The sequence below is a fragment of the Halobacteriovorax sp. DPLXC-1 genome, assembly GCF_036903125.1.
Classification (GTDB): domain Bacteria; phylum Bdellovibrionota; class Bacteriovoracia; order Bacteriovoracales; family Bacteriovoracaceae; genus Halobacteriovorax_A; species Halobacteriovorax_A vibrionivorans.
The window spans coordinates 1,412,856-1,428,848 of the sequence record NZ_JAYMCO010000001.1 but is presented as its reverse complement, the minus strand read 5'-3'; the positions used below and the strand labels follow the sequence as shown (position 1 = coordinate 1,428,848).

Below are 15,993 nucleotides of genomic sequence, written 5' to 3'. Positions count from 1 at the left end.
GAAATCATACCGATTATTTCATGTGATGACGAGCAAGATATGGATGCACGATTAACGCAACGGCCAAAATCCCAGCTTCAAAGAGAACAACAAGAGGTGCCCATAATCCCATCATTGTAATAACATCTGGAGGAGTTAGCATCGCTGAGACAAGAGCAAAGCCCACATAGACATAGCGTCGCATCTTTGCCAAAGATTGCTTTGTTACAATTCCCATAAAGCCTAGAATAAGCATTACATTTGGAAGTTGAAATATAAGACCTAAGAACACTAATACCTTACTAGAAAGGACCAGATAGTCTTTAAGTGCAATTGTTGCTTCAACATTTTGAACACCAAAGCTCATGAGAGTTTGGAAAGTTAAAGGAAAAACAATGAAGTAACCAAAAGATACACCAAGTGCAAAAAGAAAGAGACCAATAACGATAAAGGGCTTTACGGCCTTTTTCTCATGATCATAAAGGCCTGGTGCTATAAATTTCCAAACTTGATAGAACCAAAGTGGGCATGAAAGAATCACACTTGAATAGAAAGCAACTTGAAATTGAGAAAGAACTTTATCAAGAAGGCCTAAATAGACAACCTTTCCACCAGTGTCACCACCTAAAGCTTCTCTTAGGGGTGCTAGTAGGATTTCTTGAATTAAGTCTCCATAGGCATAACAAGCGACAAAGGCGGCCATAATAATAATTAATATCTTTACCAATGCGCTACGTAATTCTTCTAAATGGTCGATCAAACCCATTTCTTTCAAAACTTACCCTAGTTTTTAATTTAGTCTTAAAGTAAAATAATTATACTGTATTAATTTAACATAACAAACGCGAATGAAATACTTTTTAATTATCACTCTATTTTTCATATTTATGCCTGCACAAGCAAGTGCTCAGACAATTCTTCTTTGCCTTGGTAAAGAAGAAAGTTTCTATGCAAAAAAACACTACACTGGCCCAAAGTATCATCTAAATCAAATTATGATTAATGAGATTTCATCTGTTGGGAATCCAGAGTTAGCAGCAGGAAATTACAAGAAATATTGTACCCATCCAGAACAGAGCCCTTCTTTAAAACTTTTAAAAGCAATGACTTTAGGAAAGAAAGGACTTTTTAACTTTAAAGAAGATGAGGGTGATGCAGGCGTGCAATTTGCCATGGTAACCTATGATGAATTTAGAAAGAAATCCATCAAAGTTCTTATGCAATATATGTCAAAGATTCAAATGCAAGCGGCAAGCGCTGACTGCCTGACAAAGAATATTCCAGGCCTTACTCAATTCTATTCTAGGTTTCGCTATTTGGAAGAAGAGATAGATTCAATTGCATTAAAAGGTTCAAAAGAAGACCTTCTACGTCTTTATGACTCACTTGAGAATATAGATCAGATCTTAAAGAAGTGCCAAAAGAAGCCAACGAAAGCAGTTAAATAAAAAACAAACTAATCGTCTTATCTTTTTGGGCCAAGAAGTCTTTTAATTTTAAAGATGACTCACTATCCTCATCTCCAACAACATAGAGATGATTTCCAACTAATCCTTCGACATCAATATCATTTAACTTATCCGTAAAAGGAAAGAGATCTTCTCTAAGAAAATCGACTGGGCTCTTCCCTGCTACTTTTTCTTTTTTCATATTTAAAAAAGTAACTTCTGGAATCTTACGTTCGCTGCCTTGTCCTTTAAGCATTGGCCTAATATCAACAGCACAACTACCACAACCTCCACCTGCTTTCGTTAAGTTTGTGATAGTGAGTAAGTCCTTTGCACCATTAGATATTAAGTTTTGTACTTCATTACGAGTAATTCCAAAACAGCGACAAAGAATTTCACTTGTATCAATAACAAGCCCTTGATTTGGATTAAAGTACATTAGAACTTCTTTATAGAAATCAAATAATTCGACTTTAAATCTCTCATCGTTTTGAAGGTAGCTTAGGATAACTTCACTTAGGGAAGATTTATTTTGTTGGACACTAGATAAGAGATCACCAAGATAATTCTTGAGTTCATCATTTTCGGTATCAATAAAGAATTCGCGAACCTGATTAAATTTCGAAAACCTTAATTCAATTAAGCAAGGCCTTTTAGTTCTTAAATCAGGTGCGATAAGTGAAGTATTCATTTATTAAGGATGAACCTCATCACTTCTTAATGTTAAGACTTCAAAACCAGAATCTGTAACTAAAATTGTATGTTCAAATTGTGCCGATAATTTCTTATCACGTGTGATTACAGTCCAGCCATCTTTGAGAGTTTTACAGTCTTTAACACCCATATTAATCATAGGCTCAATTGTAAAAGTCATCCCCGGCTTCATCTCTGCGCCCTTTCCACGTTTTCCAACGTGAACAACTTGAGGATCTTCGTGGAATTCTCTACCGATTCCATGGCCACAATAATCTTCAACTACTGAATAACCGTGATCGTGAGCTATTTCCATAATGGCCGCACCGATGTCACCAATATGACCACCTGGGCGAACTTGCTTAATTCCTTCAATTGTACATTGGTATGTAATGTCAACTAGCTTCTTAGCTTCTTCACTTACATTACCTACAAGGAATGTTTTATTTGTGTCACCGTGAAATTTATTTAAATACGTTGTTACATCAATATTTAAAATATCACCGTCTTTTAATACATCTTTCTTATTTGGGATTCCATGACAGATAACTTCATTAAGAGAAGTACAAACAGACTTTGGAAACCCGTGGTAATTTAATGGAGATGGGTACGCACCATTTTTTATAATATATTCATGACAAAGATCATTTAACTCTTCAGTACTTACACCAGGTTTAATAAATTGTTCGATATATTCTAAAGTCGAAGAAGCTAGCTTCGACGTTGCTCTCATAAGCTCAATTTCACGCTTTGATTTAATTGAAATCATTATTTATCCTCTATTGTAAGTCCTTAAATATACATCCTTTTAACATAGAAAATACTTGGAAAGAATAGATACTACAAAAATTTTACAATCGGGAGGACATGTAGCGTTAAAAATGGCATAAATAAGCTGATTCAAGTTAACGTAAGTTAGGGAAATTATTACATGAATAATATTTTAACTACCATTTTTCTAAGTTTAGTCATCCTTCTAACTTCTCAGGTTCATGCTGAGCAGAATATGAAGTCCACAATCATGGCCCTCCATGAAATTGACGACAAGGTAAATCAGACAACATTTAACAAGTCTGGTGCATATGAAAAATTAGCGCAATATCAGAAGATTAATGAGCAAGCAAAGAAGCTAGAGGCCATAGCAAGACAATATGCGAATACTCTCCATAAAAGAGCTGTAAATAATCTTCCAATAAAGGGCGAAGATCTCTCGATTATGAGGGCCCTTATGAACTCAACTATCCTCTTATTAGAGAAGACGAGTTTATTTACAAATACATTCAAAACATCATCTAAAGTTAATGAAATCGCGACTGCCCAACAACGACTAGCAAGTCTAATCGTTAAAATTAATTATGTTAAATTATACCGATCAGCAGTTGAGATCTTCTTTAAGAATAACGAGGTAAAGAAAGTTGCGGTTGAAATTTTTAATATGATCAATAATCCAAAACAGAAAGCTGTTATGGAGAAGTTCTCAGAGATTCCACAAACAGATCAATTTGCACAAAGCCTGCAATTTGAAGCTAATCGTTTTGTGGATAATCACTACTACTATTTGAAGTTACTTAATCCGACAGTAACAAAGGCCGTCGTAATATTAGAACAACACAATATTGAGCAAACGATACTAGGAAGAACAATCCCAAAATTAAAGCTTCAAAATGTTGGAACATGGTTTGTTGAAATCTGGAATCGAACGACAAACTTTGTATCAGGTCTTTTTGGAAACTTTGTTGGAGCAATTCGCTTTCGTCATGGTTACATGAAAAACCATAAAGTTGCCGTTAATGAACTTTATAAAGTTTTAAGACCCCTTGATATTATTGCTGAAAAAACACCTTTTGCGGCAACAGACTTTTTCATTCCAGGACACTTTGGTCACATTGCCATCTATTTAGGAACTGAAGAACAATTAAAACAATACGGTTTATGGGATGCACCTCTTGTTCGCAAGTATCATCACCTTATCCGCCAAGGAAAAACAATTGTTGAATCGATTCGTCCAGGAAGCCGTATGGTTTCACTAGAGGACTTTCTAGAAATCGATGAGATTACAATAATTCGCGACCGAAACATTCTTAATGATAAATGGCAAGCAAGAATGACTGCTGAAGTAGCACTTGAGCAGCTATGGAAAGAATATGACTTTAATTTTGATATCTCAACATTAGATAAGGTTGTATGTTCAGAAGTTCCATACCATGCATTTGGTTATAAGAGATGGCCAACAAGCTATGTTCTGGGACGTCATACTATTTCACCAGATGAAATCATTCAAAATGCTTTTACAAAAGGCTCTGGTGTCGATTTTATTTTATCACTTAAGGCAAAACGTGATCGTAGATTAAATCTTGTCTCTAAAGTTGAAATGGCTTCAAATCTTGATATCGATTACAATGCGCAAGAGGACCTTTTCACGAAGAAAGAAAAGAAATGTCGAACAGTTACGACATATCGCCATGCGAATAATCGTGCATCTCGTTACCATAGACGATGCACCACATATGATAAGCCTCTAATCTACAACGACCTGTAGTAAAGTAGTAAAAAACTTGCTAAATTAGAGGCATGACATACTATCTCTATCGGCCAGAAATATCGAGTTACCAAGGTGAAAGCTTTCGTATAAATGAAAGAGATGCCCTTAGTAAACTAGGGATAAAGTACGTCGACACAAGTATAGAGATACCTGATGGAAAGAAAGTCATCGTTATTTCCACAAGCTACACAAAGAATGAAGAAATTGTAGAATCTCTTTCTCATGCAAATATTGCACTTTGGATTCACCCAAACTCTGGATATGATAATTTCAGTTATAAATTCATTAAAGAAGCTCAGTTTCCAATTATTCTAGGAAATGAAATAAGAGCAAATGCCGTGGCCCAATTTTACATACAATCCCTGTTAAATCATCTCGGTAAGATTCCGATTACAAAAGAATGGGATGAATCGAGGCGGTTTCGACGTAACCTCTTAAACGAAAAGAATGTTCTAATAATTGGGAAAGGACCTATTGGCAGTAAAGTCGGCCACACGCTTGAAACACTGGGAAGCAGAGTCAATTACTACGATCCATACCAAGATAAGTCGCATAACAAAAAATACTTCGCGCAGGCTTTAAATACTACAGATATCCTTATTATGGCCTGTTCTTTAAATGAAAGTTCTCATCACATAATTAATGAAGAAGTGTTCTCTCTTTTAAAAGAAGAGATCATTATAATGAATGCCGCAAGAGGAAAGCTTATTGACGGAGATCAACTTAATGATTTTCTAACTAAGAATCGTAAGGCCTTTGCCATCATAGATGTATTTGAAAAAGAACCAATCGAGTTTGCTACTTTTAAACATCTTTCTAATATAAAGCTTAGCTCTCATATTGCAGGTGTTTACAATGGAATAAATGAAGAAATAATTAATTTTGAAAAAAATATTATAAGAGAATTCATGCAAGATAACACTCTCAGTAAGTACGAGAATGCTCAAATGAAGAATCGATTAAAAGGAAATCTCTTAATTTAAATAGGAATAACGATATGAGTAACAAAGAAAATTTACTAAACGACTACCTTTGTCCTCCCGGCTTTGGCGTTTTTACCGTCAATACTGCAAAAGAAAGAAAAGATAAGCTCACTCAATCCCTATACCAAAGTACAGAAACTTCGGAAATTGAGAAAAAATGGAGAAAAAGTTTAGAATCTCTTTCACAAAAAGATGGATGCGCTATTTTAGGTGTCGCATCTGATTGTGGTGGCGGAATTCAAAGAGGTGCAAATTGGGGACCATTATTTTTAAGAAATACACTCTTAGAAGATCATCAAGAAGTCTACAAAGCATGTTTTGACCTTGGTGATATCAGAGTTATTCCCCACCTACTTCACGATAAATATCTTAATGACGAAACAATTAAGAGTGCTCAAAATGCACTCTATAAAGGCAAAGAATTAAGTGTATCACCTTTAAGTATTGCAAAAGCAAGTGTTGATGAAGTCTTTAAATTCAATCAAAACCTTAAGCTTTTTAGTATTGGTGGTGACCACTCAGTAAGTTTCCCTCTTGTTAAGGCATGGATAACAAACCGTCGCTCACTTGGTAAAAAAGTTGGCCTAATTCATTTTGATGCCCATACAGACTTATTACGTGAGAGACTTGGTATTGATTATTGTTTTGGTTCATGGCTTACACATGTACTGGATGACCTAGAAAGCCCTTCTCACTGTTACCAATACGGTATTCGTTCAACTGGTAAAACAAAAGAGCATTGGGAAAAAGAATTTGGAATCAACCAATACTGGGCAAAGGATGTGAAAGAAATAGGAGCAAAAGAGCTTGCTCTTAAATCAATCAAAGAATTACAAGAACAAGGCATCGAAGAAATATATATTAGCTTTGATATTGATGCTCTTGATGAGAGCGTAGCAAGTGCGACAGGAACTCCAGAGCCTGAAGGTCTTATGCCTCATGAATGTGCTATAATGATCAAAGAGTTTACTAATGCATTTTCATTAACAGGTGCTGATATGGTTGAAATTGCTCCACTTGTTGGGCTAAGCGAACAAGGATCCAAAACAACATTAGAAGTTGGTGCCGCAATGAGTGCTCTTATGATTGAGGCCATGACGAATGCCAATAATTGAGTTTCCACCAGTCGATATAGCAGATGAACAGGGTCTTCTTGCCATCGGAGGAGACCTTCATCACGATTCTCTACTGCTTGCCTATCAAAGTGGTATTTTCCCTTGGCCAATTTCTGAAGAATATCCCCTTGCTTGGTTCTCACCACCGCAAAGAGGAGTTATCTTACAAGAAAACATACGATTTAATCGTAGTTTAAAAAAGTTTGTAAAAAAATGTAATTGGAAGATAAGTTTTAACCAAGACTTTTTGGGAGTTATCAAAGAATGTCAAAAAGTACATGCCAAATCAAATGATGGAACATGGATAACAGATGAAATTATTGATGGATATTACAACTTCTTCCACCAAGGTCTTGCTTATAGCGTAGAAGTAAAAAACGAAAATGGCGACTTGATAGGAGGACTCTACGGAGTGAAAATTGGACATTTCCTAAGTGGTGAGTCCATGTTTTTTAAAGAGACAAATGCTTCAAAGCTTGCACTCCTAGGCATCTTAAGTATTCTTATTGAAGAAGGCATACCATTTTTAGACACTCAAATGGTTACACCTATTACAGAATCATTTGGAGCAACTGAGATTCCTCGAATAGATTTTATAAAGGCGATTACACCCTTATTTAACAAAGGTATTTTAAACCTTCCAACAACATCAATAAAAGCAAGTGATATAGCTATTAAGCTTTCTTTTTAGCATTAATAAATAATGCTAATCTTTTAAAAAATATTAAGATACGAGACTTTCTTTTATAAATCGACTTTTTTAAAATCATTTAACAATCTCCTCTTCATCTAGGCCAAGAACATTCCATTCACATGCCATTTGAGGCAATGCAAATTTCTTGATGCGTCTTTTGAAGTACTCAAGATTAGTCACAGATGGAGAAATATAGTGCAAGCGATCAAACTTACCATCATCATTTAAATTTAGTACGAGACCTAGCTCTCCAGATGAAACTTGAGTAACACCTAAGAAAAGCCCAGATTTAGGCTCTATTTCACTATCCGAGGAAGGTGTTTGGTATTTTAATTTCACAACAGGATATTCTTCACAAATTTTAATGATATTCGAATAAGTATTTCTCAGTTCTTTAATACGAATAATTAACAACTCATAAGTAGAGCCATTTAGGCTTAAGAACTCTTGAGTGTCTAAATCATCATATTCATAAAAACTCTCAAATTTCTTTAAATTATAATGATAACCTAAGCTTTGTAGAGGATATGACTTTAGTGAATGATCAAGTGCCGAAAGATTTGAATTAAAATAGTCTTTATACTTTAAAAACAGCTCATTTCCTTCAACAACTTGATAGGCCTTATCTAATTCTTTTTCAAAATTATGAATGCAGTCTCTTATGTCATATAGCCATTTACGATCTTGCATCTCTAAAATGGCCTTTAATTGTTCAAGGTCTTTAATTCCATCAGGAGCAAAGAGTTGCATAATTTTATTATATTGAGATTTAAATATACATTTAAGTTCGGCCACAGAACTCTTTGCAAATGTCTTTTCAAGGCATTTAATATTTTCTAATGCGCTAAAAACTTCAAACGTAAACATTCTTTGAATATTTAAGTCTGTGCGCTTATTTTTATGATTTACATATTCATCAAATTCATAAAGTAATAACGAGGCCATTAGACGATTTGAAAAGCTTGTCCCCAACATTGAGTTGATGGCATTTTCAATAGTCATTGTTTCAATATTTTTTTCAAAGCTTATATGATTATCAAAGTGAAATTTAAAAATAGAGTTTTCAACTTTATCAGAGTCCACATCAAAGATCATCTTTGATTTAGAAGCAGGATTTAAAAACTTTTGTAAGCTTACTTCAACACCTTCTCCTCTAAGAGAAGCCTGTTTAAAGTAAGTATTACATAATTCACTAGAGCCTGAATCCTTTTCAAAACGATACTTTTTTTGAGGAGTGATAATTTCTTCTTGAATACGATCTTCTTTTTGATAGAAATGAATTCCAAAGTTTCGATTTACTTCAGCTTCATGCCAAGTTAGTGCATTAAACAAGTGTCCATACGAAGACATTGTTTGCCCATAGCTCAGGCTAATTCCATAGAAGTATCTTTTGTGTTCCAATAAGTTTTGAAATTGATAGATAAGTAAGAATCTTCCGTTAAAGAGATTTAACTCATCTTTAATTTTCTGCGAATTCATTAAATCAAGACAAGTTAAACTATTAAAGACAATATGATCATTGTCTTTGAGTCTAAATGCTTCAAGAGCAAACTCAGACTTTGATAAAATACGAATAGAATCTAATATATTGATAAATTTCATTTAAAACCTAATTTAATTTAAACTTCACATCAACTGGAAAGACTTGTTTAACTTTAGAATTATCACAACTCAATTTCTTACCGTTAAACCATACCCAATTATAAATCTTTTGATTGAATGTGTCTGCACCACTATCATATTCAATATAACGATAGTGTGGAGCATTTGCATTGGCCAAAGAAGCTAGTAAACTAATAGCAGATGGGAAAGCTCCCATTACTTCCCTATCATTGCAGCCTCTAATCTCCTTTGCTGAATCCACAACAAACTCCCCTTTAGAGTCTCTGATATTTCTAACCCATGAGCGACTTCGACAATTGTAATAATAACCAGAATCAGTTGCATATTCAAATGCACTTAAATATTCAATTAACCAATGTTCTTTCATCTGATTCTTAATATTAAAGTGACGGACATATTTACGACAAATTAAAAATTTATTCCAATAATTCTTATGATAATTTTGAAATCTCTTAGCGATTCCCTCTTTAGACTTAAATACCCTTAAGGCCTTATCATAAACACTTTGGCATGAGTTTCTTAGGGTTGCTAATTCTTTATTTGTAAATAAATGTCCTGAGTTAATGACGTATTTTAAAGCTCTAGTTGGTAGAATTGGAGACTCTAAGCGATAAGCGCCTTTTGATGTACGACCGATATCATTGTGACCCATTGAATTTTCAAGGAATGCTTTAAAATAATCCCAATCAACATATTTCTTTAACGAATTAAGCCCATATGCTTTAGTAAGATCTTCATCAAGCATACTCTTTGCTATCAAAATAACCTCTGAGTCCCACTGGTTTCTCAAGTCACATAAACCACTCAAGCAACTCTTAAGGATAACACCACCTATAACTTGAACCTGAATTGTTTCTTCATTAGGAAACTTGCCATCAACGAGATATTTCAAGTCGCCAAATACTGCAACTCGTTGAGGTCTTCCATTGCTTCCAAGTAGCCTTGGAATATAGGCCCAAGAAAAGTTTGGCCTATTAATAGATGAGGAATAATTTTTCCAGATATCTTCAGTTTTACAATAATTTCTTTCTTTGTAGAGACGACCACTCACAAGATCAATGTCATATTGGAAGGCACTATCACGGGGCGTTGTAATAAAAACATCAACAAGGCGTTTTTTTACATCAATCTGTGGTGCAAAGTCGAAGAATAGATGACCAATTGTTCTACCTTCATAGTTTTTGTAGGAAAATTTCTCACCTGCATCAAACCAACTTGGGTTAACTTCTTTCGTCGGAAGTACAATTTTTTTTGTTGCACAACCAATTATAGTAAAGGCAAGTAAAAGAAAAATGAATTTAGTAGTTTTTTTGAATTGACAAATATACACATTATAGTCCAAAATCTTAAAACGCAATTAACGGTTCGGTGTTGGAATTGGTAGACAATCTGGATTTAAAATCCAGTGGGGGCAACCCCGTGCGGGTTCAAGTCCCGCCCGAACCACCATTTCTTTATTCTAATATTATCAACTTAACATTCAACTTAATCAAGCTCATTATTAGAAACATTAATTTCAGGATTTATTCGATGCGAAATTTATGCAGCAGATTTATTTTGATCGTCGTTATTGAGAATCTCTAGCATACACTCACCAATAACTTCTAAGACTGTATCTGAAACTGCTTCAAAACGTATACCAAGGCCTTTAGGTCTCTTTTGTGCACTTGTACGCATAATTGTAAAATCAATTGCAATTGCTCTTTCGAAGCGGCCTTCTGAGATAAAGATTGTTCCCATTGAATCTTGCGTAAAGACATCTTCAAATTGTGTCACTTCAATAAAGCCACCACTTAAAGAAAGGTTCGTTAAATAACCTTTAAATTCTTTTTGAACTCCGCGGATAGAGAACGAAACAATTTCTTGTAGGCCAACGCGATATTCAGTTCTTTCTATTAAGTATTTATTATTTTCTGGATTTTGCGGATCATCGAAGATCTTTTCTGCTTTTGTATTTAGCTCTAGGCAGTCTCTTGAAGGAACCCAAGAAGCTCCAACTTTCTTTTTCACAAGAGTGTCGCCTTTAATATTTCCTTTGATAAGATCTTCTAGCATCTCATCAAAACGAAGAGGACCGACAACTCCAGCACCTGTATCATATAACCAAGTCTTCTTATTTGAGATTTCATAAGACTTACCACTTTTAAGGCCTTCTAGATTAAGACTTTCAAGCTCGTCATCGTCTGATTGCGCTCGACTAGAAGAGGCCATCTCTAGTCCTCCACTTGAAATATCAAATTCACCAGTTACTTCTTCGCTCGCATCAGTCTCGTCAATAACTGGGCCGTCACTGATGAGAACATCTTGAGAGATCATATTAATCTTTGGCTTTAAATCTTCTTCAGGATGATTAACTTCTTGTGTTTCATTCGTAACTTCTAAAACTTCTTCTTCCACATTATTTGTAGGAGTTTGAGAAGCTTTTAATGAATATTCTCTGAAATGTTCAAGCTCTCTTTCTGCAACTTCAAGTTTAGCATTTAAGGCCTTGGCCTTAGCAATAACCTTAGAAAGGTTCTTCTTGGCCAATTTATTTTCTACAGAAAGATTCTTATATTTAACTTTTAATGCTTCAAACTTTTTCTTGTACTCAACGGCATCGACTCCACTATCTTCTATTTCACGAGCTGCTGATTTTGGAATATTCTTAATCGCATCACCAATACGTGTTTCAACTGCTTCCACTTTTACAGACATTTCATCACGTAATTGACCAACCTCATCTTTAATTAGCCTAGAAATAATAGCTACTAACTCATTTTGGTCTGTGCTTGGTGCTTCAACTTTTTGAATGATGGCCATACCTTCTGGCGAAGTTTCAGGACAATCAAAATCTGTAGGAGATTTTTGCAGGGCCTTTCTTACCACATCAGGAATCTGGTGCTCACTTAAATGACTCCATATTCCCTTTCCAGAATCAAAAGCATATTGATTTGAAAAAACGACTCCAGACAACGCCTCAACATAGAGATCGTTGAGATCAACTTCCCTAAAATCTGTTAATGTGTCTGCAATAATAATCTTTTTCAAAGTCATCCTCTTTTACTACTCTTAGTATATCGGTAAGATATTAATTAAAGTTTAATAATAACAAAGGCTTATATTCAATTTGTTTAGTATAGTTATCAAGTTTTCCTAGAACTAGTTACTAAGTGACTGAAAATACTTATTTTAAAAATTTATGAACAATATAGAAAACGAAATAAAATTGGCAAAAATAGTTGGTTTTGACCTAAATAAGGTCTCTGAAATCGAGTCTCAACTAAATAATGGCCATTCACAAGATCAAGATAACCTCTACCTTCAAGGCCTAAAAGAAGAGGCGATCAATACATCTCTATTGGATTTTTATGAGATTTTAAAAGAAGTACAATCCAGAAGTAATGGAGAGGAAGTTACCATTTGTGATATTGGAGCATCCTATTGCAAAATGGCATTTGTGGCCCAGGCCTTTTTTCCTAAAATAACGATAGTAAGTATCGAGCCAGTAAAAGAGAGAATTGACTACGCCATCAATAATCTGGATTCATCAAAACATATCTTTTTTAACGACTACTTTAGAAAGACTCATGTCGAAAAATATCGCCCAGACTATATCTTTCTCTACTTTCCTGTATGTGATGCACTTGAGGAAATCTTAGAAATTATTGACTCACCTATTATCGCCATAGAGGCACACGGACAACTAATTAACCGATTAGGCCACGCATATAAGCATAAAGAAGTATTTACGAAACTTATTATGCCAAGACATAATCCAATGAGTTACTTTTTTAGCAAGCGAAGAGACAGTGAAGCTATCGTATCTTTAAACCACCTCAGCTCAAGCGCTGACGATCTTATGATTATAAATGATAGAAAGCCTTGGTTTGCAGACAAAGAAGGCCTAAGAGCTTATTTTGATGAGGAAGAGAAGATTACCATTGAACTTCAAAACCCTCCTCGCACAATCCACTTTAGTGACAACTTAGAAACAATAAAAAGTAGCGAGCTTGATACTAACGTTCAAGAAATCATTTCCATGCGACGTGAAGGTAAGCAAATTGATGGATGCTATATTCGTAAGATTTTTGTGGATGGGAGTTATGAGTTATCGAGTGGGGAGATAAGAGAGTGAGTATATCCCATTGCTCCAGAGACGAACCGGCGTGCATAAACGCACGCCTCTCGACAAGCTCCCTAGCTAAAGAGCATGGGAGCCTATACCGCGTCAAATCTTAGCTTCGCTAAGATGCCGCGGTTATATATTTAGAGGTTTTTTATCAAAGGCATCAAGAGCAGCTTCTTTGAATGCTTCAGAATAAGTCGGGTGAGCATGACAAATGCGCCCGATATCTTCAGCAGCAGCTCTAAACTCCATTGCTGTTGCAGCTTCTGCGATTAAGTCTGCAGCACGAGGACCTACGATATGAACTCCTAGGATCTCATCTGTTTCTTTATCAGCTAGAACCTTTACGAAACCATCAGACTCATTTGAGGCACGAGCACGTCCACTTGCTTTAAATGGAAACTTCCCAGATTTATAAGGAGTCTTATTCGACTTAAGCTCTTGCTCTGTTACACCAACTGAAGCAACCTCTGGCCAAGTGTAGACGACACCAGGAATAAGGTTGTAATTGATATGTGGCTTTTGACCAGCAATGATCTCAGCACAAACAACACCTTCTTCTTCCGCTTTATGCGCAAGCATTGGCCCTGTTGTAACGTCACCAATTGCATAAATATGAGAAATGTTAGTTCTTAGATGATCATCAGTAACAACACGTCCACGCTCATCAAGATTTACACCAGCATTCTCAAGACCTAGCTTGTCAGTATATGGACGACGTCCAACGGCCATTAGGCAGTAGTCACCTTCAAGTTTAATCTCTTCTTCATTCTTTTTGTTTTTGGCCTTAACGTGAACTTTTGCGCCTTTTCTAACAACTTCAGTTACACCGTGACCTGTATAGAATTCCATTCCTTGCTTCTTAAGAACTTTTCTCATCTCTTTTGAGCAGTCTTTATCCATTGTTGCAAGAATTGAATCAGCATATTCAACAACAGAAACTTTTGATCCAAGTCTTAGGAAAACTGAACCAAGCTCAAGTCCAATAACTCCCCCACCAATTACGATGAAGTGCTTTGGAAGAGTTTCAAGCTTAAGAGCTTCTGTACTTGTGATGATTCTTTCTTTATCGATCTCGATTCCAGGAATTGTTGCAGGCTTTGAACCTGTTGCAATAATAAAGTTTTTTGCCTTAAGAGTTTCCTCTTTTTCACCTTCAACTTTAAGAGTGTGAGCATCTACAAATGATCCAAACCCATGGAAAGTTTCAACTTTATTTTTCCCCATAAGGTATGTGATACCACCTGAAGTATCTGCGACAACACCAGCGACACGTTCTGCCATCTTTTTTAGATCGGCCTTAACTTTACCAGTTGTGATTCCGTGTGCCTCAAACTCATGAACTGCTTCATGATACTTCTCACTTGAGTCAAGCCATGCTTTTGATGGGATACAACCTACATTTAGGCATGTTCCACCAAGAGTATTGTATTTTTCAACGATCGCTACTTTCATTCCAAGTTGTGCACAACGAACAGCACTGATATATCCACCAGGGCCTGAACCAATTATAACAACATCAAATTCTTTACTCATATTTATTCCTTAAAAATTAAATTTTAAATTAGATATCCAGAAGCATTCTAGCAGGATCTTCTAACATCTCTTTTACCATCTTAAGGAATGTTACTGATTCCTTACCATCGATAATTCTGTGGTCATAAGATAGTGCAAGATACATTACAGGGTGAATAACAACCTGACCGTTAACTGCTACTGGTCTTTCAACAATATTGTGCATTCCTAGAATCGCAGATTGAGGAACGTTAATAATTGGCGTAGAAAGCATTGAACCAAAAACACCACCATTAGTGATAGTAAATGTTCCACCAGTCATTTCGTCTACTGTAAGCTTCCCATCACGACCTTTAAGAGCAAGTCTTCTTACTTCTTTTTCAATTTGAGCAAGACTTAAGCTTTCAGCATTTCTAATAACTGGAACAACTAGACCTTTTGGAGTTGATACCGCGATACCAACATCTGCATAGTCGTGATAGATGATATTTTCACCATCAATCTGTGCGTTAACACCTTTGATTTCCATAAGAGCTTTTGTACATGCTTTTGTGAAAAAAGACATGAACCCAAGTCCGATATCGTGCTTATCTTTGAAAGCATCTTTATACTTCTTACGAAGCTCCATCACGTTATACATATCAACTTCATTAAAAGTTGTTAGCATTGCCGTAGTATTCTTAGCTTCCACAAGACGCTTAGCGATTGTCTTACGGATACGCTTCATTTTTACTTCTTCTTTTCCTCTACTTGCTCCACCCATTGGTGTTTGTGTTTCAATTTCAGGAGCTGGAGCAGCTTTTGCAGCTGGAGCCGAAGCTGGTTTAGAAGCTTTTGCATTTACTGCATCATTCTTTGTTATGCGGCCATCTTTCCCTGTTCCATTTACACTTGAAGCATCAATTCCTTTTTCTGCAAGGATCTTTGAAGCGGCTGGAGATGGATAATTCTTATCTCCACCTTCAGGTGCATTTGCAGCTGGAGTTGTAGGAGCTTCAGTTGAAGTTGGAGCATCATCACTTGAACCTTGTTCTGGAGCAGAAGCTGAAGTATCAAGCTCAGCAACTACAGCACCAATTTCAAGCTCTGCACCTTCTTCAGCGATAATCTTGATTACACCACTTTCTTCAGCAGGAAGAGGAAGTGTCGCCTTGTCTGATTCTACTTCAACAAGTTCGTCACCTTCGTTTACAAAGTCTCCATCAGCAACAAGCCACTCTCCAAGAGCTACTTCTGTGATTGATTCTCCAATTGGTGGAATAGTAATTTTTACGATTGCCATTTTTTATCCTT

The 15,993-nt window shown here is 35.8% G+C and carries 14 protein-coding genes and 1 tRNA gene; 7 read left to right on the top strand and 8 right to left on the bottom strand.

Annotated elements, in window-relative coordinates; translation table 11 throughout:
• Nucleotides 1-13: 13 nt before the first annotated feature.
• Nucleotides 14-745, bottom strand: a complete 732-nt coding sequence (tatC, locus tag VCM44_RS06830; protein WP_233500283.1) for a twin-arginine translocase subunit TatC — start codon at nt 743-745, stop codon at nt 14-16.
• An 82-nt stretch (nt 746-827) separates the two neighbouring features.
• Here tatC and VCM44_RS06825 point away from each other — a divergent pair, with 82 nt between their 5' ends.
• The gene (locus VCM44_RS06825; RefSeq protein WP_133296975.1) at nt 828-1,427 is read left to right on the top strand and encodes a hypothetical protein; all 600 of its coding nucleotides are present in this window, start codon (nt 828-830) and stop codon (nt 1,425-1,427) included.
• Here the strand turns inward: VCM44_RS06825 and VCM44_RS06820 are convergent.
• Together VCM44_RS06820 and map are read right to left on the bottom strand one after the other, a co-directional pair.
• Nucleotides 1,420-2,118, bottom strand: coding sequence for a (2Fe-2S)-binding protein (locus VCM44_RS06820; RefSeq protein ID WP_115363313.1), 699 nt, complete (start codon nt 2,116-2,118; stop codon nt 1,420-1,422). The two genes, VCM44_RS06825 and VCM44_RS06820, sit on opposite strands and share 8 nt — an antisense overlap.
• Nucleotides 2,119-2,121: 3 nt before the next feature.
• Complete coding sequence (gene map / locus VCM44_RS06815; RefSeq protein WP_115363315.1) at nt 2,122-2,892, bottom strand: type I methionyl aminopeptidase; 771 nt, start codon at nt 2,890-2,892, stop codon at nt 2,122-2,124.
• Nucleotides 2,893-3,051: 159 nt separating this feature from the next.
• On the opposite strand from map, the gene VCM44_RS06810 reads away from it, so the two are divergent.
• The 4 genes from VCM44_RS06810 to aat are packed head-to-tail and all read left to right on the top strand — an operon-like array spanning nt 3,052 to nt 7,451.
• A complete protein-coding gene (locus tag VCM44_RS06810) occupies nt 3,052-4,659 on the top strand; it encodes a YiiX/YebB-like N1pC/P60 family cysteine hydrolase (protein ID WP_334678373.1) in 1,608 nt (535 codons plus the stop codon).
• A gap of 32 nt (nt 4,660-4,691) precedes the next feature.
• Nucleotides 4,692-5,645, top strand: a complete 954-nt coding sequence (locus tag VCM44_RS06805; protein ID WP_334678372.1) for an NAD(P)-dependent oxidoreductase — start codon at nt 4,692-4,694, stop codon at nt 5,643-5,645.
• Nucleotides 5,646-5,659: 14 nt separating this feature from the next.
• Nucleotides 5,660-6,760, top strand: a complete 1,101-nt coding sequence (locus tag VCM44_RS06800) for an arginase family protein (RefSeq protein ID WP_334678371.1) — start codon at nt 5,660-5,662, stop codon at nt 6,758-6,760.
• A complete protein-coding gene (gene aat / locus VCM44_RS06795) occupies nt 6,747-7,451 on the top strand; it encodes a leucyl/phenylalanyl-tRNA--protein transferase (protein WP_334678370.1) in 705 nt (234 codons plus the stop codon). Before VCM44_RS06800 ends, aat begins: the two co-directional genes overlap by 14 nt.
• A 75-nt stretch (nt 7,452-7,526) precedes the next feature.
• Here aat and VCM44_RS06790 read toward each other — a convergent pair whose 3' ends face one another.
• Both VCM44_RS06790 and VCM44_RS06785 read right to left on the bottom strand, forming a co-directional pair.
• On the bottom strand, nt 7,527-9,056 hold the full coding sequence (locus VCM44_RS06790; RefSeq protein ID WP_334678369.1) for an NADH-quinone oxidoreductase subunit C: 1,530 nt from the start codon (nt 9,054-9,056) through the stop codon (nt 7,527-7,529).
• A 7-nt stretch (nt 9,057-9,063) separates the two neighbouring features.
• Entirely contained in the window at nt 9,064-10,407 is a 1,344-nt protein-coding gene (locus VCM44_RS06785; RefSeq protein ID WP_334678368.1) for a hypothetical protein, read from the bottom strand.
• A gap of 32 nt (nt 10,408-10,439) precedes the next feature.
• Here VCM44_RS06785 and VCM44_RS06780 point away from each other — a divergent pair.
• Nucleotides 10,440-10,526 (top strand) — tRNA-Leu (locus tag VCM44_RS06780).
• Nucleotides 10,527-10,616: 90 nt separating this feature from the next.
• On the opposite strand, the gene VCM44_RS06775 is transcribed toward VCM44_RS06780, so the two are convergent.
• On the bottom strand, nt 10,617-12,107 hold the full coding sequence (locus VCM44_RS06775; protein ID WP_334678367.1) for a PilZ domain-containing protein: 1,491 nt from the start codon (nt 12,105-12,107) through the stop codon (nt 10,617-10,619).
• 151 nt (nt 12,108-12,258) lie between these two features.
• Between VCM44_RS06775 and VCM44_RS06770 the strand changes: the two genes are divergently transcribed.
• Nucleotides 12,259-13,194 (top strand): hypothetical protein, encoded by a 936-nt coding sequence (locus VCM44_RS06770; RefSeq protein ID WP_334678366.1) that lies wholly within the window; start codon nt 12,259-12,261, stop codon nt 13,192-13,194.
• Nucleotides 13,195-13,317: 123 nt separating this feature from the next.
• On the opposite strand, the gene lpdA is transcribed toward VCM44_RS06770, so the two are convergent.
• Together lpdA and odhB are read right to left on the bottom strand one after the other, a co-directional pair.
• Nucleotides 13,318-14,721, bottom strand: coding sequence for a dihydrolipoyl dehydrogenase (gene lpdA / locus VCM44_RS06765; RefSeq protein ID WP_334678365.1), 1,404 nt, complete (start codon nt 14,719-14,721; stop codon nt 13,318-13,320).
• A gap of 28 nt (nt 14,722-14,749) precedes the next feature.
• Nucleotides 14,750-15,982, bottom strand: a complete 1,233-nt coding sequence (odhB, locus tag VCM44_RS06760) for a 2-oxoglutarate dehydrogenase complex dihydrolipoyllysine-residue succinyltransferase (RefSeq protein WP_115363335.1) — start codon at nt 15,980-15,982, stop codon at nt 14,750-14,752.
• Between the last annotated feature and the right edge of the window lie 11 nt (nt 15,983-15,993).